The sequence below is a fragment of the Christiangramia crocea genome (assembly GCF_022410465.1).
GTDB classification, from domain to species: domain Bacteria; phylum Bacteroidota; class Bacteroidia; order Flavobacteriales; family Flavobacteriaceae; genus Christiangramia; species Christiangramia crocea.
Window position 1 is genome coordinate 22865 of sequence record NZ_JAJSON010000027.1, and the last position, 24195, is coordinate 47059.

Genomic DNA, 24195 nt, shown 5'->3' on the forward strand with positions numbered 1-24195 from the left:
AAAAAGTTGCGACCGCTGTAAAGGAATACACAAGCGCTTTGTATATTTGGTAAGCGATGGAAAAAGCCTTTAAGCATCTTGTAAAGACCGAATTCCCCTTTCTCTGTGGAAGTAAACTATTACTGGCGGTTAGTGGAGGAGTGGATAGCGTGGTACTCGCCCATCTATGTCATGAGTCAAAACTTGATTTTTCCATTGCCCACTGTAACTTCAATTTACGGGGAGATGAGAGTGATGCTGATGAGAGTTTTGTAGTTGATCTTGCAGATTCTCTTGATGTTGAGGTGTATATCCAAAGTTTCGATACTCAGAAATATGCAGAATCCAATGGCGTATCCATCCAAATGGCGGCCCGTGATCTGCGTTATGAATGGTTCGAAGAACTTAGCGGTTCTGTTCATTTTGATTACACCCTTACGGCACATCACGCCAACGATAACCTGGAGACCTTTCTTATTAACCTAATCCGCGGAACAGGTCCCGAGGGTCTTATCGGGATCAAGAGGGAAAATAATGAGGTGATAAGGCCATTGCTGAATTTCAGCCGGGAAGAAATTGAGGCTTATGCAAGGAAAAAACATTTTAAATGGCGGGAAGACAGCAGCAATGCTTCAGATAAATATATGCGGAATAAGATAAGGCATCAAATAGTTCCCGTGATGCAGGAGATCAATCCGCAGTTGCTGGATGGGTTTGCCAAAACCCAGGATCATCTTCGGGAAAGCCTGGACCTTGTTGAAGACTATATAAGTCTGCTTTATCCAAAAATCGTAGAAAAGGATACCTACGGATATTCTCTTGATGTGGAATTCCTTAAAAAAGTTCCCAATCCAAAACAGATCCTGTACCAGCTATTAAAATCCTTTGGTTTTACAGAATGGAACGACGTCTATGCTTTATTAACTGCCCAAACCGGAAAAGTGGTCTATTCAGATTCTCACCGGCTGATAAAGGATCGCAGAAAACTTCTTTTAACCGAAAGAAAAGAAAAACCTCTAAATAAGGATTATAGCCTGGCGGAAGATGAGAACTTCGTAATGATCCCAAACCTGGGTACTTTTCATATTAGTGAAGTAGAGAAAATGGGACGGGTTTCAAAAAGTTGTATATATGTCCCAAAAAGGAAACTGGAGTATCCTCTGGTGATACGGAAATGGAAGAAAGGTGATTTCTTTTATCCTTTCGGAATGAATGGTAAGAAAAAATTAAGTGATTTCTTCAAGGATGAAAAGTTCTCTCTTCCTGAAAAGGAGAATACCTGGCTCCTGTTCTCAGGAAAAGATCTGGTCTGGATCATAAATCATCGGGCAGATAACCGCTTCGCGGTGGAAAAATCAGATTCAGAAATCCTCAAAATATGTATTACCTGATTGAGAATCTTTCTTCCTGAACGAGATAAGAAGCTTAAAACCCCATTTTTCTTTAGGTTTAAAAGGCTAATTTCTATCTTTAGGAACTTTTAATAAAATAGCCCTTAATGAAAGTATTCAAGATCCCCCTGATTACCATATTTGTCTTTTTAGTTTTTGCACCGGCAATTGCTCAGAAAAATACAGAATATGATGTAAGGGAACATTACAATAAAATGGGAGTGGATATCACTATGAAAGACAGTATACAGCTTCATACTACCATATACTCACCAAAAGATACTTTCAAAAAGGGACATAAACTGCAGATCCGGATCCAAAGCACATGGTTTCCTTTGATAGATCTAAATCCCCAGACCTTTGTAGATAATATTTTTGAGGCTGAAGAGGAAGATTTTCAGAAGCAGACCCATACGGTCTATGGGGATTCCACAATAAAATTTTCAATATTAGAAGGATAGAATTATGAGAATTAGCTATAAACTCTTAATTACATTTCTGGCACTAACCATATTTTCGTGTGGTCAGGAAAAAGGTAAAACCACCTATACTCAGGCTGAACGTGAAAAAGCTTCAGCCGATCTCAATGAATTCTTTGAAACCGAGTTTCAGAAAGAGATAGAAGAATCGCCAATGACACAGACCCGGAGGGGAATGAAAACCGATTATGGTAAATGGGATGATTTTTCCAACCTCAAATATGCCGAAGACCTTGACCAGGCTAAAAAGCGTATTGAATTTCTGGAAAAAGTGGATACTGCGGCTCTCAATGAGGAAACCAAATTGAGCTACAGGCTTTATCGCAGGCAGATTCAGAATGAGATTGACGATTATAAGTACCGCTTCTATAATTATCCCATAAACCAGATGCATGGCTATCATGCGGAGTTACCTGCCTTTTTGATCAACATGCATAGGATAGACTCCGTTCCGGATGCAGAAGCTTATATCTCCAGGCTGGTGGGAATGGAAATGGCCATGAATGATATTATTGAACAGCTTAAACTGCGAGAACAAAATGGCATAGTGCCTCCAAAGTTTGTATATGACCGTACCCTGGATGCTTCCAGGAACATTATAAAAGGTAAGCCATTTACAAAATCTACTGATCCCAGTACATTAATGGGAGATTTTAAATCCAAGATCGAAAAACTGGAGATCTCAGAAGAGGAGGAAACCCGACTGATAAGTGAGGCTGAAAATGCGCTGGTAGATCATGTGCAGCCTGCCTATGAAAGCCTTATTGAGTTCCTAGAAAATCAACAACAAAGGGCCACCGAAGAGGCGGGGGTATGGAAATTTCCTAAAGGCGGAGAATTTTATGACAATGCCTTAAAACGTGTTACAACTACCGGTCTAACAGCCGATGAAATTCATGAGATAGGATTAAGTGAAGTGGCCAGAATCCATGGTGAAATGGAAAAGATCATGGAAGAAGTTGGCTTTGAAGGATCATTGCAGGATTTCTTTGAATTCATGAAGACCGATGAACAGTTCTACTACGAAAATTCAGATGAAGGCAAAGAGGCCTATTTAAAGAAGGCGAAGGATATAATCAATACTATGAAGGGCAGACTTCCTGAATTATTCAATACAATGCCAGAAGCGGATATCATAGTAAAAGCTGTCGAACCTTTCAGGGAGAAGAGTGCCGGAAAGGCTTTTTATCAGCAGCCGGCCATAGACGGCTCGCGTCCCGGAACTTATTATGCCAATTTATACGATATGGAAGCCATGCCTAAATATGAAATGGAGGCACTGGCTTATCACGAAGGTATCCCAGGACATCATATGCAGATCGCTATTGCCCAGGAACTGGATAGTATTCCTGAATTCAGGAAATTCAGCTTTTTTACGGCGTATGTTGAAGGATGGGGGCTTTACAGTGAGTATATTCCGAAGGAGATAGGTTTTTATAAGGATCCTTATTCCGATTTTGGCAGACTTGCAATGGAATTATGGCGTTCCTGCAGACTAGTAGTAGATACCGGTATTCATGCTAAAAAATGGACCAGGCAGGAAGGCATAGATTATTATAAGGAAAACACTCCTGCAGCAGAGAGTGCCTGTGTAAAGATGGTTGAGCGACATATTGTGATGCCTGGCCAGGCAACAGCGTATAAAATAGGAATGAATAGAATTCTGGAATTAAGAGAACATGCCAGGGAACAGTTGGGTGATAAGTTTGATATAAAGGAATTTCACGATGTGGTACTCACTAATGGAGCTCTTCCTCTTAATATTTTAGAATCCCAGGTGGAATCCTGGATCACATCAAAATCTGAATAAAATTGAACGATATCCAAGCATCCGATCTTAAGCTCACAGAGCTTGTAAATGGACAAAAGAGCCGTTTGCAGATACTTAATTACGGCGCAAGCATCTTCAGTTTCAAAATGTTTAATAATAAGGAGGAGCTCATAGATATAGTGGTTGGCCCGCAGAATCCTGAAGCTTATATTAGCGGCGACTACCGGGATGAAAATAAATGTTTTGGAGCTACTATAGGCAGGTACGCTGGCCGTATCTCTAATGGGAAATTCCAGATAGGTGAGGAAAATTACCAGCTTTTTGAAAAAGACGGAGTACATCTTCATGGAGGAAAGTATGGTTTTCAGTATAAGGTGTGGGATATAGAGAAAGTTGAGCAAGGGGAAAACCCGTCAGTTACACTTTCTTATATAAGTGAACACCTGGAAGAGGGATATCCTGGACGCCTGAAAGTCACAGCCAAATTCACACTTAGTGAGGAAAATGAGATCAGGATCTCTTATTCTGCAAAAACTGATAAGGAAACCATTGTAAATATCACCAATCATTCATATTTCAATCTTAATGGGGGTGGGAGTGTGAGTGATCATTTTATGCAGATAAATGCATCCAAGATACTAGAGCTGGACGAAAAGAATCTGCCTACTGGCAACCTGATAAAGTTGAAGAAAAATCTTAAAGATTACCGGGAGAATAGATTAGTGGGAAACAGGGAACTGGACGATGTATATGTGCTGGATGTAATGGAAAATGAAGTTCAGGCACAGTTATTTGCCCCTTTGAGTGGTATTAAATTAAGAGTGAGTAGTAATCAGCCCGTGCTCGTTGTCTATTCACCTGAGAAGCTCCCGGATAAATGGACCTATCTGAGTGATATGGACAGAAAGTATCCGGCAGTAGCCCTGGAAGCTCAAAATTATCCGGATGCACCTAACTTTAGGAATTTCCCCTCTAGTTTACTGAAACCTGGAGAGTTATATGAGAATACTGTTGTGTTTGATTTCTCTGTTAATAAAAGTGAATAAATTCTAAAGGTAACTTTTACCTTTTAGGATTATAATTCTATATTTAACCCGAATTTTAAGAAAATCTTATGATTGGATATTGCCTCAGGTTTACTGAAACAAATTTACCAGATAAGGTAATTAATAAGAAGTTGAGAAAATAAATTAGAGTTTTACTAAATAAATATTTAACAATTTTAAACTAATCAATAATATGGAATTTGAATTACTGGATCTGATAGTTTTTATAGCCTACGCCCTGGTTATTATTAGTGTTGGGCTCTGGGTGTCCCGCGGAAAGGGAAATACTTCAGAAGATTATTTCCTTGCTAGTAAATCACTGCCCTGGTGGGCTATTGGAGCTTCGCTTATAGCTGCAAACATTTCAGCGGAACAGTTCATAGGAATGTCCGGTTCCGGATTTGCATTGGGTCTGGCGATTGCTTCTTACGAATGGATGGCTGCTTTAACGCTTATTATAGTCGGTAAATATTTCCTACCCATCTTTATCGAGAAGAAGCTCTATACGATTCCAGAATTTATTGAGGTGCGCTATAGTGAAAATCTGAAAACTATTCTTGCGGTTTTCTGGATCTGCCTTTTCATTTTCGTAAACCTTACTTCAGTACTTTATTTAGGAGCAACTGCCCTGGATACGATTATTGGTACTGGTGACGGATCCATATTTATGGAAAGTATAATAGGTCTTGCTCTTTTTGCCGCGGCTTACTCGCTGTATGGTGGTCTTTCTGCAGTTGCCTGGACAGATGTGGTACAGGTGGTGCTCCTCGTAGCCGGTGGTTTAATTACTACGGTGATTGCTCTGGGGCATGTTTCAGATGATGGGAATATCCTGCATGGAATGGTAAAGATCTATGAAGAAGTTCCTGAAAAATTCTCAATGATACTTGATAAAGGAGAGATCATTACTCCTAATGGGAAGGATGCCTGGTGGGATCTTCCCGGTCTAGCCGTATTAATAGGTGGTATGTGGGTTGCGAACCTGTATTACTGGGGTTTTAACCAGTATATTATCCAACGTACTCTTGCCGCTAAAAGTTTGAGAGAGTCCCAGAAAGGTATTGTGCTGGCAGGTTTTCTAAAACTTCTTATTCCATTGATCACCGTTGTTCCTGGTATTATCGCATTTGTGATGAATACGGATGCTGGTGGGAATATTGTTGCCGGAGTGACAGACGCATCTTTCTTTGGTGGTAACGGAACTATTATTAATGATAATGCTGCACCATGGCTTATTAAAGAATTTGTACCTGCCGGATTAAAAGGTCTGGTGCTTGCTGCGCTGGCTGCTGCTATTGTTTCTTCTCTGGCTTCTATGCTTAACTCCACGGCTACCATCTTTACCATGGATATTTATAAACCTTTCTTCTTTAAAAAAGGACAGTCGGAAAGAAGACTGGTAAATGTAGGTAGGATAACTGCCAGTATCGCATTGATAATTGGAATTATCCTTGCGCCGCAGTTGAAGAATCTGGGTCAGGTATTCCAGTATATCCAGGAATATACCGGGGTGGTTAGTCCGGGTATTTTAGCGGTATTCATGCTCGGATTGTTCTGGAGAAAAACAACAAATAAGGCTGCTATCTGGGGTGTACTTGTTTCTATCCCAATCGCGCTTTACTTTAAAATAGCGCCTAATGGCTGGAGCGATTCTGTTTTCTTCATCAACTGGCCGTTTATGCATCAGATGATGGCCACATGGATATTAACGATGTTGGTTATGGTAATTATCAGTTATCTTGAAACGGGAGGAAAGATCCAGGAAAAATCGATCAAGCTCACAAAAGGTCTGTTCAAAACAGGACCGGTATTCAATATTTGCAGTTTTGCAATCATATTGATTCTGGTTATGCTTTATGCTATGTTCTGGTAAAAATCAGTGATCATAAAAACTAAAAAAAGCCCGAAGTTATTCTTCGGGCTTTTTTTGTCTGTTTTTTTACTAAAAACTCAGAGTTCAATCTGTAAGCTGAGGTACTTTTCCTCTGGTCGATTTCCTGTGAATAATTGAAGTTTCCAGTTTGTATTCTACGTATTCTTCCGGGAGTTTTCCTTCTATCCGGTCTACCATGGTCTCCAGGGCCAATTTTCCCTGCTGTTCGGCATGCTGGTCTACAGTACTTAAGGAAGGCCTAAAGTGTTCGCTCATAATCCCGTTCGTAAAGCCTATTACCGATAGATCTTCCGGGATTTCAAATCCGGAATTTAAAGCGCTTTTCATCACCAGAATCGCACTTAGTTCATCGGAAGCCAGGATCCCGTCTATTTTCCTGGTTTCAATGAGCTTTTTAAGTTTTTCATCGGGAAAGTCCCGCGGGTCGAACTTAACGACCTTTCTGGATCCTCCCAGGTTTTTGACAGCCTCCAGATAACCTTTTTTTCTTTCATCATCTACACTGGTATCAGAAATCCCCGAAAAATAGGCTATTTTTTTACATCCGGAATTGAAGAGAGCCATGGTGGCCTGTTCAGCCTGCAAAGAATCATTGATATGAACTTTATCACATTCAATCTGGTTTAGAACGCGGTCAAAAAGCACCAACGGTACCTTATGACTGAAGATAGGCTGTAAATGGCCTATTTCTGTTTTAGCCTGCGTTTCCTGAGACAGTGACATGATGAGCCCGTCCACCTGGCCTTTGATAAGGGTTTGAACACTTTCTGCTTCTTTTTGGATGGACTCGTTGGAAATGCAGATAATAATACGGTATCCAAGTTCGCTGGCCTTGGTTTCAATTCCATGCAGGGCTTCAGCAAAAAAGTGCGGAAGGATCGCAGGAATAATAACGCCAATTGTCCTGGTGTGCTTTGTTTTCAGGTTCTGTGCCAGCATATTCGGGACGTAGTGGTTTAGGGCAGCCAGCTCTTTCACCCTTTTCCGGGTTTGCGGACTGATCTCCGGACTGTCATTCAATGCTTTTGAAACAGTGCTGATAGAAACATTCAGCAGTCTGGCCAGTTCTTTTAGCGTTACTCTTTGATCCATAATTCTTCATTATTGTTTCAGATAATGCGTATCTGAAAGTTCATTCAATCTTTTGGCGGCCTGTTCGGCGGTAATATCTCTTTGAGGTCCCGCAAACATCTCATAACCCACCATAAATTTTTTAACCGTGGCCGATCTTAATAAAGGCGGGTAAAAACTCATATGAAAATGCCATTCCGGGTAAAGCTTCCCATCTGTAGGGATCTGATGTATTCCTGATGAATATGGAAAACTAGTCTCAAATAAATTATCATATTTAATGGTCAGTTTTTTCAGAATTTGAGCATATGCCTTTTCTTCTTCGGTATTTAACTGCCCAATATGTTGCAAATGTCTCCTGGGTATGATCATGGCTTCAAATGGCCATACCGCCCAGTAGGGGACAAGCGCTACAAAATACTCATTTTCTTCCAGGATCCTTTCATCGGCTTTGAGTTCCTGCTCAAGGTAGTCCCCTAAAAGACTACTCCGGTTTTCTTCCCAGTATTCCTTAAATTTAATAGATTTTTTTAATATCTCGGTTGGGATTGAAGATTGTGACCAGATCTGCCCGTGTGGATGCGGATTGCTGCATCCCATGATTGCTCCCTTATTCTCAAAGATCTGTACATAATTGATCCCTTCTTTAGCTCCCAATTCTTCATATTCCTTCTTCCACATTTGGATTACCTTGGTGATATCTTCCTCTTCCATTAATGGTAAGGTGAGGGAGTGATCAGGTGAAAAGCATACCACTTTGCAGATTCCTTTTTCACTTTCAGCCTTAAGCAAGCCTTCTTCAAAATCGATCTCCGGAGAATCTGGCAGCAGGGATGAAAAATCATTTACAAAGCTAAAGGGTTCCTTATAATCGGGATTGGTATCTCCGCTTGCCCGGGTATTGCCAGGACAGAGATAACAGGAGGGATCATAGGTTTCCTTTTTTTCTTTTTTACTTTCTTCAGTTTTTCCCTGCCATGGTCGCTTGGTACGGTGAGGAGATACAAGTATCCATTCTCCGGTTAGGATATTATAACGTCTGTGGGGAGTATTATTTAGTTCGGTATTCATTATTTTATTGTTTTTGCAATTTGAGTACCTGCGTGAGGGGAAACACTTATCGCGTCTAATTTAATATCGAACTTTTCAAAGTAGGCCGCAGACACCTCCTCGACATAAGAATCTATTTTATCCTGTTCAATGAGGTTTAAAGTGCAACCTCCAAAGCCACCACCCATCATTCGAGAGCCATAGATGAAATCCTTATCCCGGGAAAAGTCCACCAGGAAATCAAGCTCGGGGCAACTCACCTCATATTTATGCTGCAGGCCTTCATGCGAGGCATACATCAATTTTCCAAATTCTTTTAGTTTGCCTGCTTTTAAGGTTCTGGCAGCATTAAGAACCCGGTCATTTTCCTCCAGTACATAGATACACCTTTGATAAATGGTAGGTGTAAGTTTATCTTCGTATTGCTGCAGGGTTTTAAGATCAATGTCTCTTAGGGAACTTACACCGGGATGATCCTGCTGGATTATTTTTACCCCAGTCTCGCATTCCTTACGACGGGTGTTGTATTCACTGTCGGCTAGGTTATGAGAAACATTCGTATTCAGTAATAACAATTTGCAATCATCAAAATCGGCAGGGATATATTCAGCATCCAGGCTTTGGCAATCCAGCAGGATGAGATGATCTTTTTTGCTCATCACCGAGGAATACTGATCCATGATCCCGCAATTGGAGCCTACAAATTCATTTTCGGCCTTCTGAGATAATTTTACGATTTCGATAGCACTTAACCCCAGATCAAAAAGCTCGTTCAGGCCACTAGCTATACCACACTCAAGTGCCGCAGAAGAACTGATACCTGCTCCAACCGGAAGTCTACTATCAATTATACATTCAAAACCCTCAATTTTTTTACCCATTTTCTGGATCTGATCTATGACTCCAAGTACATAGTTTTCCCAGCCTTCGGTTTTGGAAAACTCCATATCCAGCTGGAATTCAAATCCGGTCTTAAATGTTTCACTATAAAGACGGCAGAAATTTTCGGTGTCATTTTTACGAAATTCCATATTGATGTACTTATCAATAGCACTTGGAAGTACAAAACCGTTATTATAATCGGTATGCTCACCAATAAGATTTATTCTTCCAGGGGATTGAATGGAGACGTCAGATTCGAAATTTTCGTAAAGATCGGGTCGGTTTTTAAAGCTTCTAATATTCGTCAATTTTATCTTTTTAGTTTTCAAATATAATAAATGTAAAAATTACGTTCATTTTTAATTTCATAAAATTATATAAAAGAGGAAGGATTGTTAGAAAATCACTCCGTTTAATGTTGTATGTCTTTTGGCTTCCATTTCTTTACATCTCCATGTATGTACGGCAGTTTTGAATCCTTAATTTATGTTTAATACAGAGTTAAGATTTTATTAGACTATAGATTAGTAGTTAAGTAGAATTCCTTAGTAGTATTAGTTTAAATGTGAGACAGGAGAAAATTTTTAAACAATAATGCTACTTATTTGTGTATATATACAGACTTTCAGTAGATATCAGGACATATTTTTAGGCAAATAAGTTCAATTAAATTAAATATGTCCATGAGATCAATTTTGAAACTGTTTGTTTTTATATTTCTTTTTGCTTCCTGTAAAGAGAAAAAAGAAAGTGATGCAAATCGGGAACTGCCAGATACCTCAAAGACCCAATACGGAACAGTAGATGTTGAGGATCCTGAAACTCAGATTCCAGAAGATGTAAAACCCCTTTTTGATCACTGGTTAAGAGATACCTACATAAACCTTGGAAATGATGGTTATTATTATATGACCGGAACTACCGGTTTGGAGGGGAGGGAAACTGCCCGTGATCTTAGTCCGGGTATTCGTTTATGGAGATCCAAGAACCTTAAAGATTGGGAAGATATGGGTTATGTATGGGCCTTCGAGGAAGATGGTACCTGGCAAAAGGATTTTGAAATAATCAAAGATGGTCCAAAGGAAGACCTCAACCATAATAAGATAGGGGAAAAGAGACGGACATTATGGGCTCCGGAAATTCATTATATAGAAAGTAAGGATAATTACTTTATTGTAGGTTGTACGCCTGAAAACCCACACGGAAGAGGATCTTATATATTGAGAAGTACATCTGGAAAGGCAACCGGGCCTTATGAGAATATAGAAGGAAATAGTGATGGCCCTATCTTCCCGCAAATAGACGGTAGTTTGTTTGAAGATGAAGATGGGACAGTTTATTTTATAGGACATAGCCATCAGATTGCAAGAATGAAGGATGACATGAGTGGTTTTGCAGAACCTCTGAGGGAGTTTAAAGAACAGTCTTATGATAATGAACCATATATAGAAGGAGCTTATGTGGTGAAGGAAGGTGGGAAGTATCACCTTATGCAGGCTATATGGAGTATAAGACAACCAGACGGATCTTATTCTTATTCAGGAAAGAATCCCTATGATTCTAATGAAGAGCGTGAGGCTAATCTCTATTCTTACGACGTGGTGATCGCTACAGCTGATAATATCTATGGACCTTATTCAGATAGATATACAGCCGTTACCGGTGGTGGTCATAATAATTTCTTTAAAGATAAAAAAGGGCAGTGGTGGAGTACAATGTTCGGAAATCCAAGAGGTGACCTGCTGGAAAGATCATTTCTTGCCAGACCTGCCATAGTGCCAATCAAGTATGAGAATGGAAAATTTAAAGTAGATCAGGAAAGAGACCTTGAATTCTTGTATGAAGATGTAGCCGAATAATCTTTTAGGTTAGTTTTAGTTGGAATATGCTCCGGTCCCAGGATCGGGGCTTATTTTTTTGTGCAGCGTAAAGATCTTACAGTAGCAATTCTTTAAAGCAAAAAGCATATCTGAATAATGCTTCTTCATTAAAATGGAGGACATAAAAAAAGCAGCGTTTTAGAACGCTGCTTTTTACTGTTTAACCTGTTTCCAGGCTTACTCAGTCTTGGTTATGATTTCCTGTGTTCTTTCTTCATATTGGTTTACAAGATCGGGATTTTCCTCGGCCAGATTGTTCTGTTCTGCTTTGTCTTCTTCCAGATTATATAGTTGAGGCTTATCAGAAAGACCAGATTCGATATCTTTGTTTGCCATCCAGTCCGGAATACTTCCGTTAAAAGGTTGAATATATTTCCATTTTCCGTCTCTCAGTGCAAGGGTGAAACCTTCCTCCAGCATCTCTTCCCTTCCGTTTTTAGTTTCTCCAAGCCAGGCATCCATATGATCCTCACTGTCTATTACATCTTCCGGTAAGGGTTGGTTTACCAGCGATGCAAAAGAAGCATACAGGTCCAGCTGGTTCATTAGGGCGTCAGATTCAGTAGGCTTTACCTTTCCTGGCCAGTAAACTATAGTAGGCACTCTGGTTCCGGCTTCATAAATACTATATTTTCCACCTCTGAACGGTCCGGAAGGATTATGCTCGCCAACCATTTCTTCAGCTTTATCGTCATAGCCATCATCCAGAACAGGACCATTATCACTTGTGAATACAATGATAGTGTTATCTGCAATATTCAGTTCCTCAAGCTCTTTCATTATTTCCCCGACTACGAAATCCACCTGGGCAATAGCATCTCCTCTGGCTCCCATACTGCTTTTCCCCTGGAATCTGGCATTAGGGACCCTTGGAACATGAATGTCATGAAATGAGTAGTATAAAAAGAATGGATTCTCCTTATTTCTCTTCATAAATTCTTTTGCCTTTTTGTTGAAATCGAACGGGAAGTTCTCATCCACCCATTCTGCTTCTTTACCTCCTGCCATGTATCCGATGCGACTAACACCATTTACAATCGTATTGCTATGCTGCAGATCTGCTTTGAATTTCAATTGATCCGGGTTTTCAGTACCGGTTGGTCTGTCGCCTACTTTTTCATCATAGCTTACTGTAATTGGATCGTTTTCGTCAAGATTAACTACTTTACCGTCTTCCACAAAGACTGTCGGTACGCGGTCTCCTGTTGCTGGTAGAAGAAAGCTATAGTCGAATCCTACTTCATTGGCTCCAGGGGAGATCTCTTCATTCCAGTTTACTTTTCCAATTCCAAGGCCTAAATGCCATTTTCCAACAACGCCGGTAGTATAGCCGGCCTTTTTGAGCATTTTAGGTAAAGTTACCTGGCTGGTATCGATTAAAAGAGGTGCATCACCAGGCAGAATTGCAGCTTTATTTCTAAAGGCATAATTACCTGTTAAAAGAGAATACCTTGAAGGTGTGCAGGTTGCCGCTGAACTATGGGCATCCGTAAATTTCACTCCGTTTGCGGCCATCCTGTCAATATTTGGAGTTTCAACACCTTTGGCTCCATAAGAGCCCACATCGGCGTAACCCAAATCATCAACATACAGGATTACAATGTTCGGTTTTTCGGAGTTTTGGTCCTTAATTTCTGTATTGTCTTTTTGAGCCTGTTGATGGTCCTTGCAGGAGAATAACAGGCAAATAACGAAGGGGATAATTAATTTTCTCATACTCAAATATAAAATGGCCAGGACTTCAAAAGATGGAAAATTGTTTAATATAGGTGTAAAAATGTTGAATTTATTCTCACTTATCTTAAGATGCTAGTATTTAAACAATCTGCCTGTTGGAGGGGGATGGATAATTATATTTTTAGGCTAAACACTATAAATAAATGAAATTATTAAATCTATTTATTACGGGAATTATGATACTATGCATCCTGTCCTGCAAGGATAATAAAGAGGACCAGAAGACTGAAGACCATTCAGAAGATACGGTGGTTAGCTATATTCAGATCGATAAAGAAAAATTCAAATCTGAAATTGATGGCAAGAAGACCAGTTTCTATACTATTTCCAACGAAGATGGTATTGAGGCTAGTTTTACTAATTATGGACAGAGGCTTATTTCGCTTTGGGTGCCTGATAGAAACGGAAAATTTGAAGATATAGTCCTTGGGTTTTCGAGTTTGGAAGAATATACAAATGCTAAGGAAAAATACTTCGGCGCTACCATTGGCCGATATGGGAACCGTATTTCTAAAGGAAAATTTGATATAGACGGAAAGGAATATGAGCTTGTTACCAACAATGGAGAGAATCATTTGCATGGAGGGGTTAAAGGCTTTCATAATGTGGTTTGGGATGCTGAACAGCCAGCCAGGAATAAACTTGTATTCACCAGAACCTCCCCACATATGGAGGAAGGTTATCCCGGAGCCCTGGAAGTGAAGGTAGAATATACCCTGACTGATGAAAATGAACTTAAAATCGAGTATTTCGCCACCACCGATAAAAAAACCGTAGTTAACCTTACCCATCATTCTTTTTTCAACCTTGATGGGGCCGGGAGCGGAAGCATAAATGATCATTTACTAATGATAAATGCTGACAGGTTCACTCCTGTTGAGCGGGGGCTTATTCCTTCCGGGGAATTGAGAAGCGTTGATAAAACACCTTTTGACTTTACTTCAATGAAGCCAATTGGCCGTGATATCGAGACGGAAAATGAACAATTGGAATTTGGCCAGGGTTACGACCATAATTTTGTTTTAAATGAGAAACCAACAAATGATGAAGGTCTTACTCTTGCTGCAAAAGTTATTGAGCCGGATAGTGGGCGTAAAATGGAAGTGTACACCAACGAACCGGGGCTGCAGTTCTATGGAGGGAACTTTTTGGACGGTAAAACTAAGGGCAAAGGAGGAGAAGCATATGATTACAGGGGTGCATTTTGTTTAGAGACCCAGCATTTTCCCGATTCCCCAAACCAATCCAAATTTCCAGAGACCTTGCTTGTACCTGGAGAACAGTATCACTCGGTTTGTGTATACAAATTTGGAATTGAAGAGCAGGGCTAAAGCATTTTTCTATTTATAATTACTGGGGGAAACCTTATACTCTTTTTTAAATACCCTACTGAAATAATTTGGATCGCTATACCCTACATTATAAGCGACTTCAGAGATGGTTTTCCCCTGTTTTATAAGCTCTTCAGCCTTTTTTAACCTTATTTTTTTAAGATAATCTGAAGCACTGGTTCCAGTTGCTTTTTTCATTTTTATATGTAACAGGGACCTGCTTATACCCATTAAGGAAGCCAGGTTCTCGATTGTGAATTTTGGGTCATTATAATTCTCTATCACGATATCATTTATCTTTTTAAGGAATTCGCGATTCTGGTTCGTTTCAGGAATTTTCTCAATGGTTTCCATATCCCCGCCCGAGAAACGCTTAGCCCTATTCTGGTTGGTTTCCAATAGATTTTTAACCAATAGATCAAGTTCATTAATACTGAAAGGTTTATTTATAAAGGCATTCGCACCAACTCTGAGTCCCTCCATTTTATAGGATTTATCTGTCTTACCGGTTAACAATAAGAAGGGGATATGATTGGTTTCAGGATTGCTTTTCACCTTTTTACATAAACTAATCCCATCCATTTCAGGCATGATAAGATCTGATATTATAATATCAGGAATGTAATTATTTAGTTTTTCCAGAGCGTGAACTCCATTCTTAGCGGTAATTACCTTAAATCTTGTAGAGAAGTGTTCTTTTAGGAATTTTATGATCTGCCTGTTGTCTTCTACTATCAATAATGTCATGCCCTTAGGCAGATCCTCAATGATTACTTCTTCAAGTTTTGATTGCTCATCCATGAAGATATGGGGATCAATATTGAGGGTTTTATTCCCTTCAATAAAGTTGATCTCTTTCTCCTCTTCTTCAATTTTTAACCTTAGGGGCAGATCTATCCTGATTTTTGTTCCTTCATCCTTTTTAGAATCTACACGAATATGTCCGTCCAGTAGGTCTGTTAGATTCTTCACAAGAGCAAGACCGATGCCTGAACCCGGCCGCCATTGATTAGAATTATTCTCACCGGCTTTGAAAAAAGGATTGAATACCTTGGAAACCTCTTCAGAATTCATACCCACTCCGGAGTCTTCTACCTCCAGGCTTAGTTTACTACGATGTTGCTCATCCAGCTTATTACTTATGGCTAAGTTAAGTTTGATCTCTCCCTGTTCCGGAGTGTTCTTTATAGCATTTGAGAGAAGGTTTGTTGCGATCATTTCCAGTTTATCGGGATCGAAGTAACAAACATATTCAGATATATTACTCTTTAATTTATAAGTGAGCTCTTTTTCTTCCATCAGTAATGCAAAGGCATTGAAGGTGTCTTTAAGAAACAAGATCACATCACCTTTCTTTAAATCCAGCTCAACGTGGGAGGTTTCAATTTTCCTGAATTCCATCAGTTGCTGGATAAGATGCTGGAGTTTACCAGCGCTCTTTTTAATAGAGGCCAATTCTTCAGACTGGTTTAAGTTAACCGCATGTCCCTTTATATACTTATCTATAGAAGCAATAATTAAAGTAAGAGGGGTTTTAAATTCATGAGATATGAAGGTGAAGAAATTTAGTTTATGCTGATTAACTTCTTTGATCTTTTCCTTTTCTACCTTTTCTACCTTCACAGCAAGCTTTTGATTGTGAATAAATCTTACAAACCTCCAGTATGCATAAATCCCCGCCAGAAGTAAAATAAAATATAGCGCATAAGCCCAGTTGGTTTGCCAGAAAGGAGGTAGTATGGTTAGATGTATCTTTTTTTCCTGAGAATTATTGAGAGGCAGCGTTTGTACTCTGAAAGTGTATTCACCCGGTGACAGGTTTGTATATGTAGCCGTACGTTTATCCCCAACCATGTTCCAGTTATCCTCAAAACCTTCCAGAAAGTATGCATATTTATTTCCGGGTTGGTAATTGAGAGCAGCGAATTCAAACGTAATTACATTTTGATGGTGTTTGAGGCTTATGGAATCAGTGTATGTGATATTTTTCTTTAAAATGCTGTTCTGGCCTACGGGTACTTCTTCATTAAAAAGTTGAAAGCCGGTGATCTGCATTTCAGAAGGAGGAAGTTTTGTTTTAAGGGTGTCAGGATGAAAATAGGTCAGTCCGTTTATGGTACCAAAATATAGCCAGCCGTCATCATCTTTATATCCCGATTTGAAGTTGAACTGATTGGAAGTTAAACCATCGTTTGTAGTGTAGGTGATTACTGTATCTGATTCGGTTTTATACCTTACCAGTCCCTTGTTGGTAGTTAACCACAGGTCTTTATTAGGTCCTTCAACAATTTCATAAACATTATTATTGGGCAGAATATCGTATTGAGTATAGTTTTTAAAGGAACCACTGGATTCTTCCCATTTAAGTAGGCCTCCGTTAAGAGTCCCAAACCATATCTCTCCCGTGCTCGTCTCGGTAGCACTTATTATCTGATCACTGCTAAGGTCTTCGCCGGAAAAATGCTGAATTTCATCTTCAGAAGGTCTATACCTGAAAATTCCATTAAATCTGGTGCAAATCCACAGGTTGCCTTTTTCATCCTGAAGCATGTCATAAATAAATTTATTTCCAAATGTTTCAGGTTTGAAGAGGATAAAGTTACCTGAAGCAGGGTCATAGATATTCAGTCCATATTGGGTTCCTACCCAGAGCCGGTCTTCACGATCCTCCATAATTGAATATACATAGTTGTTGGAGATGGAGGTAGGGTCGTTGTTACGATGCTTAAAATGCTTTATGTTTCCAGTCGCTTTATCATACCGGTCCAATCCACCTAAAAAAGTTCCTATCCAGATGTGCCCTTTGTCATCTTCATATAGAGAATGTATATTATTGCTGCTAAGACCATTTGCGGTATTCAAATAGGAGAAGTTGTTTTTTTTTCTGTTAAGGATGCTTATTCCACCATCCTCCGTTGCAATCCATATTTTATCATCATTGTCTGCTATGATCTGGCTAACGGCTTTTCCATGAAGCGAGGAATTATTATTTCCGGGAAGGAGTTTTTGGAAACCTTTATTTTGAGGGGCAGTGAAATTGACTCCCCCAAAATAGGTTCCTATCCAGGTAATGCCTTCATCACTTAGATAAAGGGAATAGATGGATTTATCAGAGAGGGATCCCGGTTCTTTATCAAATGACTGCTTATAATGCTCTGAGGTGCCGGTTTTAAGATCATGTACAAATATCCCGGATTCGGTCCCTATCCATAAACGGCCGTCGTTCCCCTCAGAAATTGTTCTAATAACATTTGCCTCTATTTCATGGTTCTGGTCTATTTCATAAAATTCGAAGCTATCTTCATTTTCGTTGAAGAGATATAAGCCTTTGGAAGTACCTAACCAAGTATTTCCCTTTGTGTCTTTAAATAATAAATTAATGTTGAAACTGGTGCCACTATCGGTTATTTCAGGAGTTATAGTGTATTTTTTTATCACCTCGCCAGAATCATTGATCATCCAGACCTGAGTGTTTAAACCCATCCAGTGAACATTTGTCTTATAATTACACAGGGCCCTAACAGTTACATTATTTACCAGCTTTTCAATTTGATCATTATCTTTTAGGGTATATAAACCGTTCGCAGTTCCTATGAAAATCTTGTTATTAACTGTTTCAAAAAGTACTCTAACAGATTCACTGATTCGGCTACCTGAAAACTCACTTGTAAATTTGTCTAATTTGGGCTGATATCTGTTTAATCCTTTACGGGTCCCAATTAAAATTCCTTTGGAAGAATTCAGTAAATAATTAATCTGGTTGTCTAAAAGTCCGGTACCTGAAGTGTCATTCTTCTTGCTATAATAGGTATATACCTTATAACCGTCATACCGGTTAAGTCCTTCTCTTGTTCCAAACCACATAAAACCATTACTATCCTCGGTAATTGAATATACCGTGCTGTGCGATAACCCCTGGACAGAATTTATATTCCTGAATTCCTGTTTCTGGGCAACCAGATAGTTAGAAATTGAAGAGAAAATAAGAAAACAGGATAGAACCCATTTATTTATCAAGAATGATTTGTTACAAACAAAAAAAATCATTTAAAATCAGTTAGGTAGGAGATCTGTCAGCACATTCAGCTTTTAAATCTCTATAATTTTTAAAATTTGCGCAATATAAACAAAAGTGCTACCAAATTAAACAAAAATATAGGTATGGGCCTTAGTATTGTTTTAACATTACAATGAATTATTTGATGATAATGCATTTTTAGCCTAAGTAAAATAGGATTTATATAAAAATTAAGATTAAAAATTGCACAAACATTTCATAAGAAAAAAGTAAGATCAAAATAGCCGTTCAAATCATATAAAATGACAATAAATACTGATAAGACATATTTCCCTGTATTTAAAGGTGGTTTTTTAGCCCTTTTAGGTCTTCTGATATTATTATTGGGTGGCTGTAAGGAAAGAGGAACTTCAGGAAAGAATAATTCAGAAGATGAGCGTCCTAATATCGTGATAATTATGGCAGACGATATGGGGTTCTCAGACCTTGGTTGTTATGGAGGAGAGATTAATACTCCAAATATTGATAGGCTGGCCGGAAATGGCTTAAGATTCAACTCTTTCTATAATACTGCGAGATGTTGTCCTTCAAGAGCATCTTTATTAACTGGTTTATATCCTCATCAGGCAGGAATAGGCCGTATGACAAGAGATGCGGGTTTGCCTGGTTATCAGGGTACTCTGGATTCAGCTACGGTAACTATTGCTGAGGTTCTAAAAGGTGCGGGCTACCAAACAGGAATGACTGGTAAATGGCATGTGTCACCAACCAATCCGCTGGAAAAGGAAAAACAGCTGAAATGGTTATCCCATCAGGAAGATTACGGACATTTTTCGGATACTACAACTTATCCTACTTCCAGGGGATTCGATAGATATTATGGGAATATTTGGGGGGTGGTTGATTATTTCGATCCATTCAGTCTTGTTAATAATATGGAAATAGTGCCTGATGTTCCAGACGAATTTTACTACACCGATGCTATCGGGGATACCGCTGTTGCGTACGTAGAAGATTTTTCTAAAAAGAAAGAACCTTTCTTTCTTTATGTTGCTCACTGTGCGCCTCACTGGCCGCTCCAGGCTCCAGAGGAGGAAATAGCAAAATATGAAGCTACCTACAATAGTGGCTGGAGATCTATTCGTGAAAAGAGATATAAAGAATTAATCGATAAAGGGGTCCTACAAGGAGATGTTGCAAGTCTTTCAGAATTCATGTTTCCAAATAAACACTGGGAGAATAATCCACATAAGGAATGGGATGCGCGGGCCATGGCCGTTCATGCAGCAATGATAGACCGTATGGATCAAACCATTGGAAACCTGATCGATAAACTCGAAGAAACCGGAGAACTTGATAATACGATAATATTCTTTTTATCTGATAATGGAGCCAGTTCTGAACGACCTTCCCGCTATGGTCCTGGCTTTGACAGGGCAGGATCTACGAGAGATGGACGTGAAGTGGTATTTCCCGTGGAAAAAGATTCTCTGCCCGGTTCTCAAACCGTGGTCTCGGGAATTGGTCCGGTATGGGCAAATGTTTCAAATACACCTTTTAGATACTGGAAATCCAGGGTTTATGAGGGAGGAATAACTACTCCTTTTATAGTGCATTGGCCAGAAAGGGTCAAGGATAGAGGAATTGTAAAGAGTGAAGCAGCTCATATAATAGACTTAATGGCTACCTGTATTGATGTGGCTGGTGCAAGTTATCCGGAAAACTTTAATGGAAATAAGATTACTCCAATTCAGGGGAACTCTATGCTGCCACTTCTTACAGGTGAGTCTAATGAAAACACACATGATGCTTATTTCTGGGAGCATTTTGGGTCTGCAGCATTAAGAGAGGGTGACTGGAAGCTTGTTCAATTAAAACCAGAGGCGGAGTGGGAACTATATAATCTGGCTGAAGATCGTACGGAGACCAATAATCTTGCGAAAGATTACCCTGAAAAATTAGAAGAATTAAAAAGTAAATGGAATGAAATGGCGCATGAACTGGATGTTTTTCCATCGCCAACTCCAATAAAAAAATAAGAATGAAGATGAGAATAAATTTACTTACGCTAGTATTTGTTTTTTGCTCCTTTAGCCTTTCTTCACAGGAAAATGCTGAGGATGTTTTGAGGTTTTCAATGGATACCAAATGGACAGATCAGGTAGATGAGGAAAGTCCCTGGAATAATTATCCCCGCCCTCAAATGAAACGTGAAGACTGGACCAATTTGAATGGTTTGTGGGAATATGCTATAAGACCGGTAAGACAAGAACAACCTGCAGAATTTGATGGAGAAATTCTGGTGCCTTTTCCGGTTGAATCAGCACTGAGTAAGGTTAAAAAGCTGGTAAATGAAGATAACTACCTGTGGTATCGCACCACTTTTGAGACTGAAGATTTAAACCAAGAAGAAAAATTACATCTAAATTTTGGTGCCGTTGACTGGGAAGCTGTGGTATATCTTAATGGAAAGGTTGTTGGCGGTCATAAAGGAGGGTACACTCCTTTTAGTCTTGATCTTACCCCTTTTCTAAAAAAAGGTAAACAGGAATTAATAGTTAGGGTATGGGATCCTACAGATCTAGGAACACAGGCCAGGGGTAAGCAGGTAAAGGATCCAAAAGGTATCTGGTATACTCCTGTAACTGGAATATGGCAAACCGTCTGGCTGGAAAAGACATCAAAAGATTATATAAGCCTGGTTAAGAATACACCTGATATTGATAATAATAACCTTGATGTTGAAGTAAGTACTTCCTCCTTATCTGAGGATATGAAATTGAAGGTGGAAGTATTAAAGGATGGTGAGAAAATAGCCCTGAACGAACAAAACCTCTCTCCTGCATCAAAGTCTGCCGGGTTCGAAATTGCCATACCTGATCCTGTACTCTGGACACCAGAGAATCCTTTCTTATATGATCTGGTGATCTCACTTGAAACATTAGAGGGCAAAACAGTAGATAAGGTTGAAAGCTATTTCGGGATGCGAAAGATTTCCCTTGGGATAGGCCCTACTGGATATACCAGGATAATGCTGAACAATAAACCTCTGTTTCAGTTTGGGCTTCTTGACCAGGGTTGGTGGCCAGATGGGCTTTATACCGCTCCTACCGAGGAAGCCATGATGTATGATGTGGAAATGACCAAAAAAATGGGCTTCAATATGCTTAGAAAGCATGTAAAAGTTGAGCCGGCCAGATTCTATTATAACTGTGATAAGATGGGAATGCTGGTTTGGCAGGATATGCCTAATGGAAATTATTTCCGTGACCTGCGTATCCAGGCCTGGGAAGAGAAAGATGCCGTACGTCCTTTTGATTCCTCCATTCAGTTCGAAACTGAATTGAAAGAAATGATGGATCAGTTTCATTCATTCCCATCTATAGTAGTGTGGGTTCCGTTTAATGAAGGCTGGGGCCAGTATGATACAGAAAGAGTAACCAAATGGGTATCAGCCTACGATACGAGCAGACTTATTGATTCTCCAAGTGGCTGGACAGACCGTGGGGTAGGAGACCTTATAGATACTCACTTATACCCGGGGCCTGGAATGGAGATGCCTGAGGAAGACAGGGCCTCTGTATTAGGAGAATTTGGCGGACTGGGCCTTACGGTGGATGGTCATATGTGGTGGGATAAAAAGAACTGGGGCTATCTTACTTATAGTGATAAAGAGGAGTATCTGGACAGGTTTGAATCTCTGATTAAGGACCTGATTGGATTAAAGAGTTTCGGATTATCGGGAGCCATCTACACTCAGACAACAGATGTAGAAGGCGAGGTTAATGGTCTGATCACTTATGATAGAGAGGTCGTAAAGATAAAACCAGAAAAAACCAGGGAATTATTTGCTCCTCTTTACAAAGAACCGGAAAAGTACAAGACAGTTGTAGCAGATTCTGAACAAGATTCTAACAACTGGATGATTGCATACAATGTTAATGAGGATTGGTATAAAGGTGATGGTAATACAAATTCTTGGAAGACAGCCAGGGCACCTTTCAGTACCTATGATAATTATTTCCTGCCAGAAGGGACTTCCTGGGATAAAAATGAAGACCTCTATTTAATAAAAGAATTTACGATTGATGAAATTCCGGAAAGTATGATATTAAGATACTATCTGGATAAATCCAGTATGGAGGTTTATCTGAATGGAAAACTATTAACTAAAGAGAAGCATGAAGGAGGAAGAAAGCGTCACTATAGAAATCAGTTAATAGAGAATGCTTCCGATTACCTGAAAAAAGGAAAGAACACTATCGCTATTTCAGTAAAGGGCGAACCAGAAGAACGATCATTCGATCTGGGTATTTATACCGGCGGTGTTAAAGAGAATATGGAATTTCTTAATACTTCCATTTCAAAAAATAATGAAAAGTAATAATGATATGAAATTGATGAAGAGAAATTTAACTATAAACATTTTAGCCGCATTCATTTTTTTGCTGCTAGGGACGTCCTGCTCTTCAGATGGTGGGGTAGATCCAACGGATGATGTTACTCAAACAGATGACGGGCCAATAGATAATCCTGATGATGGCTCTTCTGATATTCTGGATGATTCCAAGAACCTTGGGGTAAACTTCAATGAACAGCTTAATTATATAGATAATGACAGGCTGTTGGCACTGGAAACCACATGGGTACGGGGATTTGTTGATTACTTCAGGTACTATGAGGATCCTTCGTTACTAAATACGGATGAGAAGATAACCAAGTATCTGACTCTGCATACCTATGGTTTCAAGACGGTCCTTAATATCAAATTCCTTTACAGAAATAAAGATTATCCAGACCAGAATTCTGCAGAGATGCAGGATCAGATGGATTTCCTGGAAGATCTTCTAGACAGGGTTTGGGATAAGACGGATATTATAGTAGTTGGGAATGAGCCTATTATTGAAACAGATCCTGAAGACAGAAATGATTCAATGTTCAATTATTATGTTGAGGCCTCCAACACAGTAAAGGACTATGCTGATGAACATGGTGATAAACCAATCTTTTTTGGAGCCTTTGATAATATGTATCAGTCTAACAGGCAGGATTTACAGGTTGTTAACGATCTGCTTACTTTTTCAAGCACCACTCCGTGGATAGCAGGTGTTGATATGCATATTCATCATTCCTCCACAAACCAGATGGAAGAGGCACTTGATTATGTGAGCTCTAGAATAAGAAGCGATCAGAAGATTATGGTAACTGAATTCTCTTTAAAAAAACATTTTAAGAATCAGCTAACGGGAATTATTCCTGAATCATTTGCAGCAGAATATGGATTCTCGGCAGACCTTCAGAATTATCAGTATATAGATTATGCTTTAAAGAACCAGGTGGAGAGAGAACAGTGGGTGGATTTCTTAAGCCAGAGTCCGTGGTTTGAAAACCGAAAGAATTACCTGAGCAATAGCTTTTATGACGTGTTCTCGGCCTACGATAAATTCTTTATGGCTGCCTATGCCTTTAGGCAAAGCTATCCCTTTAATGCTGATTTTACGGCAAACACAGATCCATGGATCCTCAATGGTATGTATGCCAACCGAACAGTGGAACCAGATCCTGACACAGGCCAGTTTCAGTTTAATTATGCCTGGCCAGAGGATTTTATTTCCATACAGAACAATGCTAATTAAAACCAGAACTTAATAAATCTAAAAACATTT

At 39.4% G+C, this 24195-nt stretch carries 14 protein-coding genes and 1 pseudogene; 10 read left to right on the forward strand and 5 right to left on the reverse strand.

What is annotated here, in order from left to right:
• Nucleotides 1-56: 56 nt before the first annotated feature.
• From tilS to LU635_RS15675, 5 genes and pseudogenes are all read left to right on the forward strand, one after another.
• A complete protein-coding gene (gene tilS, locus LU635_RS15655; RefSeq protein WP_240100450.1) occupies nt 57-1370 on the forward strand; it encodes a tRNA lysidine(34) synthetase TilS in 1314 nt (437 codons plus the stop codon).
• Between the two features lie 281 nt (nt 1371-1651).
• Nucleotides 1652-1831, forward strand: a pseudogene (locus LU635_RS15660) (hypothetical protein); the annotation flags it as partial.
• Between the two features lie 4 nt (nt 1832-1835).
• Entirely contained in the window at nt 1836-3659 is a 1824-nt protein-coding gene (locus LU635_RS15665) for a DUF885 domain-containing protein (RefSeq protein ID WP_240100451.1), read from the forward strand.
• A 2-nt stretch (nt 3660-3661) separates the two neighbouring features.
• On the forward strand, nt 3662-4666 hold the full coding sequence (locus LU635_RS15670) for an aldose epimerase family protein (RefSeq protein WP_240100452.1): 1005 nt from the start codon (nt 3662-3664) through the stop codon (nt 4664-4666).
• Nucleotides 4667-4859: 193 nt separating this feature from the next.
• Nucleotides 4860-6539 carry a sodium/sugar symporter gene (locus LU635_RS15675; protein WP_240100453.1) on the forward strand — a complete coding sequence of 560 codons (1680 nt, stop codon included), beginning with the start codon at nt 4860-4862 and terminating at the stop codon, nt 6537-6539.
• 84 nt (nt 6540-6623) lie between these two features.
• Here LU635_RS15675 and LU635_RS15680 read toward each other — a convergent pair whose 3' ends face one another.
• Genes LU635_RS15680 through galK form a run of 3 tightly spaced genes read right to left on the reverse strand, consistent with a single transcriptional unit; the run spans nt 6624 to nt 9871 of the window.
• Nucleotides 6624-7652, reverse strand: a complete 1029-nt coding sequence (locus tag LU635_RS15680; protein ID WP_240100454.1) for a LacI family DNA-binding transcriptional regulator — start codon at nt 7650-7652, stop codon at nt 6624-6626.
• 9 nt (nt 7653-7661) lie between these two features.
• Nucleotides 7662-8702: a UDP-glucose--hexose-1-phosphate uridylyltransferase gene (locus LU635_RS15685; protein ID WP_240100455.1), complete on the reverse strand. Its 1041-nt coding sequence runs from the start codon at nt 8700-8702 to the stop codon at nt 7662-7664.
• Nucleotides 8702-9871: a galactokinase gene (gene galK, locus LU635_RS15690; RefSeq protein ID WP_240100456.1), complete on the reverse strand. Its 1170-nt coding sequence runs from the start codon at nt 9869-9871 to the stop codon at nt 8702-8704. Before galK ends, LU635_RS15685 begins: the two co-directional genes overlap by 1 nt.
• A gap of 375 nt (nt 9872-10246) precedes the next feature.
• Between galK and LU635_RS15695 the strand changes: the two genes are divergently transcribed.
• Complete coding sequence (locus LU635_RS15695) at nt 10247-11422, forward strand: family 43 glycosylhydrolase (protein ID WP_240100457.1); 1176 nt, start codon at nt 10247-10249, stop codon at nt 11420-11422.
• A gap of 198 nt (nt 11423-11620) precedes the next feature.
• Here the strand turns inward: LU635_RS15695 and LU635_RS15700 are convergent, their stop codons facing one another.
• Nucleotides 11621-13159 (reverse strand): sulfatase family protein, encoded by a 1539-nt coding sequence (locus LU635_RS15700; protein ID WP_240100458.1) that lies wholly within the window; start codon nt 13157-13159, stop codon nt 11621-11623.
• Between the two features lie 164 nt (nt 13160-13323).
• On the opposite strand from LU635_RS15700, the gene LU635_RS15705 reads away from it, so the two are divergent.
• Entirely contained in the window at nt 13324-14511 is a 1188-nt protein-coding gene (locus LU635_RS15705; protein ID WP_240100459.1) for an aldose epimerase family protein, read from the forward strand.
• A 9-nt stretch (nt 14512-14520) separates the two neighbouring features.
• On the opposite strand, the gene LU635_RS15710 is transcribed toward LU635_RS15705, so the two are convergent.
• On the reverse strand, nt 14521-18558 hold the full coding sequence (locus LU635_RS15710) for a hybrid sensor histidine kinase/response regulator transcription factor (protein ID WP_240100460.1): 4038 nt from the start codon (nt 18556-18558) through the stop codon (nt 14521-14523).
• Nucleotides 18559-18831: 273 nt separating this feature from the next.
• On the opposite strand from LU635_RS15710, the gene LU635_RS15715 reads away from it, so the two are divergent.
• The 3 genes from LU635_RS15715 to LU635_RS15725 are packed head-to-tail and all read left to right on the forward strand — an operon-like array spanning nt 18832 to nt 24165.
• On the forward strand, nt 18832-20568 hold the full coding sequence (locus LU635_RS15715; protein WP_240100461.1) for an arylsulfatase: 1737 nt from the start codon (nt 18832-18834) through the stop codon (nt 20566-20568).
• A 2-nt stretch (nt 20569-20570) separates the two neighbouring features.
• Nucleotides 20571-22913 (forward strand): glycoside hydrolase family 2 protein, encoded by a 2343-nt coding sequence (locus LU635_RS15720; protein ID WP_240100462.1) that lies wholly within the window; start codon nt 20571-20573, stop codon nt 22911-22913.
• Entirely contained in the window at nt 22903-24165 is a 1263-nt protein-coding gene (locus LU635_RS15725; RefSeq protein ID WP_240100463.1) for a hypothetical protein, read from the forward strand. Before LU635_RS15720 ends, LU635_RS15725 begins: the two co-directional genes overlap by 11 nt.
• Nucleotides 24166-24195: the final 30 nt, after the last annotated feature.

Coding starts and splice junctions, on each gene's coding strand:
- tilS (WP_240100450.1), top strand. CDS start 57: ATGGAAAAAGCCTTTAAGCATCTTGTAAAGACCGAATTCCCCTTTCTC.
- LU635_RS15665 (WP_240100451.1), top strand. CDS start 1,836: ATGAGAATTAGCTATAAACTCTTAATTACATTTCTGGCACTAACCATA.
- LU635_RS15675 (WP_240100453.1), top strand. CDS start 4,860: ATGGAATTTGAATTACTGGATCTGATAGTTTTTATAGCCTACGCCCTG.
- LU635_RS15680 (WP_240100454.1), bottom strand. CDS start 7,652: ATGGATCAAAGAGTAACGCTAAAAGAACTGGCCAGACTGCTGAATGTT.
- LU635_RS15685 (WP_240100455.1), bottom strand. CDS start 8,702: ATGAATACCGAACTAAATAATACTCCCCACAGACGTTATAATATCCTA.
- LU635_RS15695 (WP_240100457.1), top strand. CDS start 10,247: ATGAGATCAATTTTGAAACTGTTTGTTTTTATATTTCTTTTTGCTTCC.
- LU635_RS15700 (WP_240100458.1), bottom strand. CDS start 13,159: ATGAGAAAATTAATTATCCCCTTCGTTATTTGCCTGTTATTCTCCTGC.
- LU635_RS15705 (WP_240100459.1), top strand. CDS start 13,324: ATGAAATTATTAAATCTATTTATTACGGGAATTATGATACTATGCATC.
- LU635_RS15710 (WP_240100460.1), bottom strand. CDS start 18,558: ATGATTTTTTTTGTTTGTAACAAATCATTCTTGATAAATAAATGGGTT.
- LU635_RS15715 (WP_240100461.1), top strand. CDS start 18,832: ATGACAATAAATACTGATAAGACATATTTCCCTGTATTTAAAGGTGGT.
- LU635_RS15720 (WP_240100462.1), top strand. CDS start 20,571: ATGAAGATGAGAATAAATTTACTTACGCTAGTATTTGTTTTTTGCTCC.
- LU635_RS15725 (WP_240100463.1), top strand. CDS start 22,903: ATGAAAAGTAATAATGATATGAAATTGATGAAGAGAAATTTAACTATA.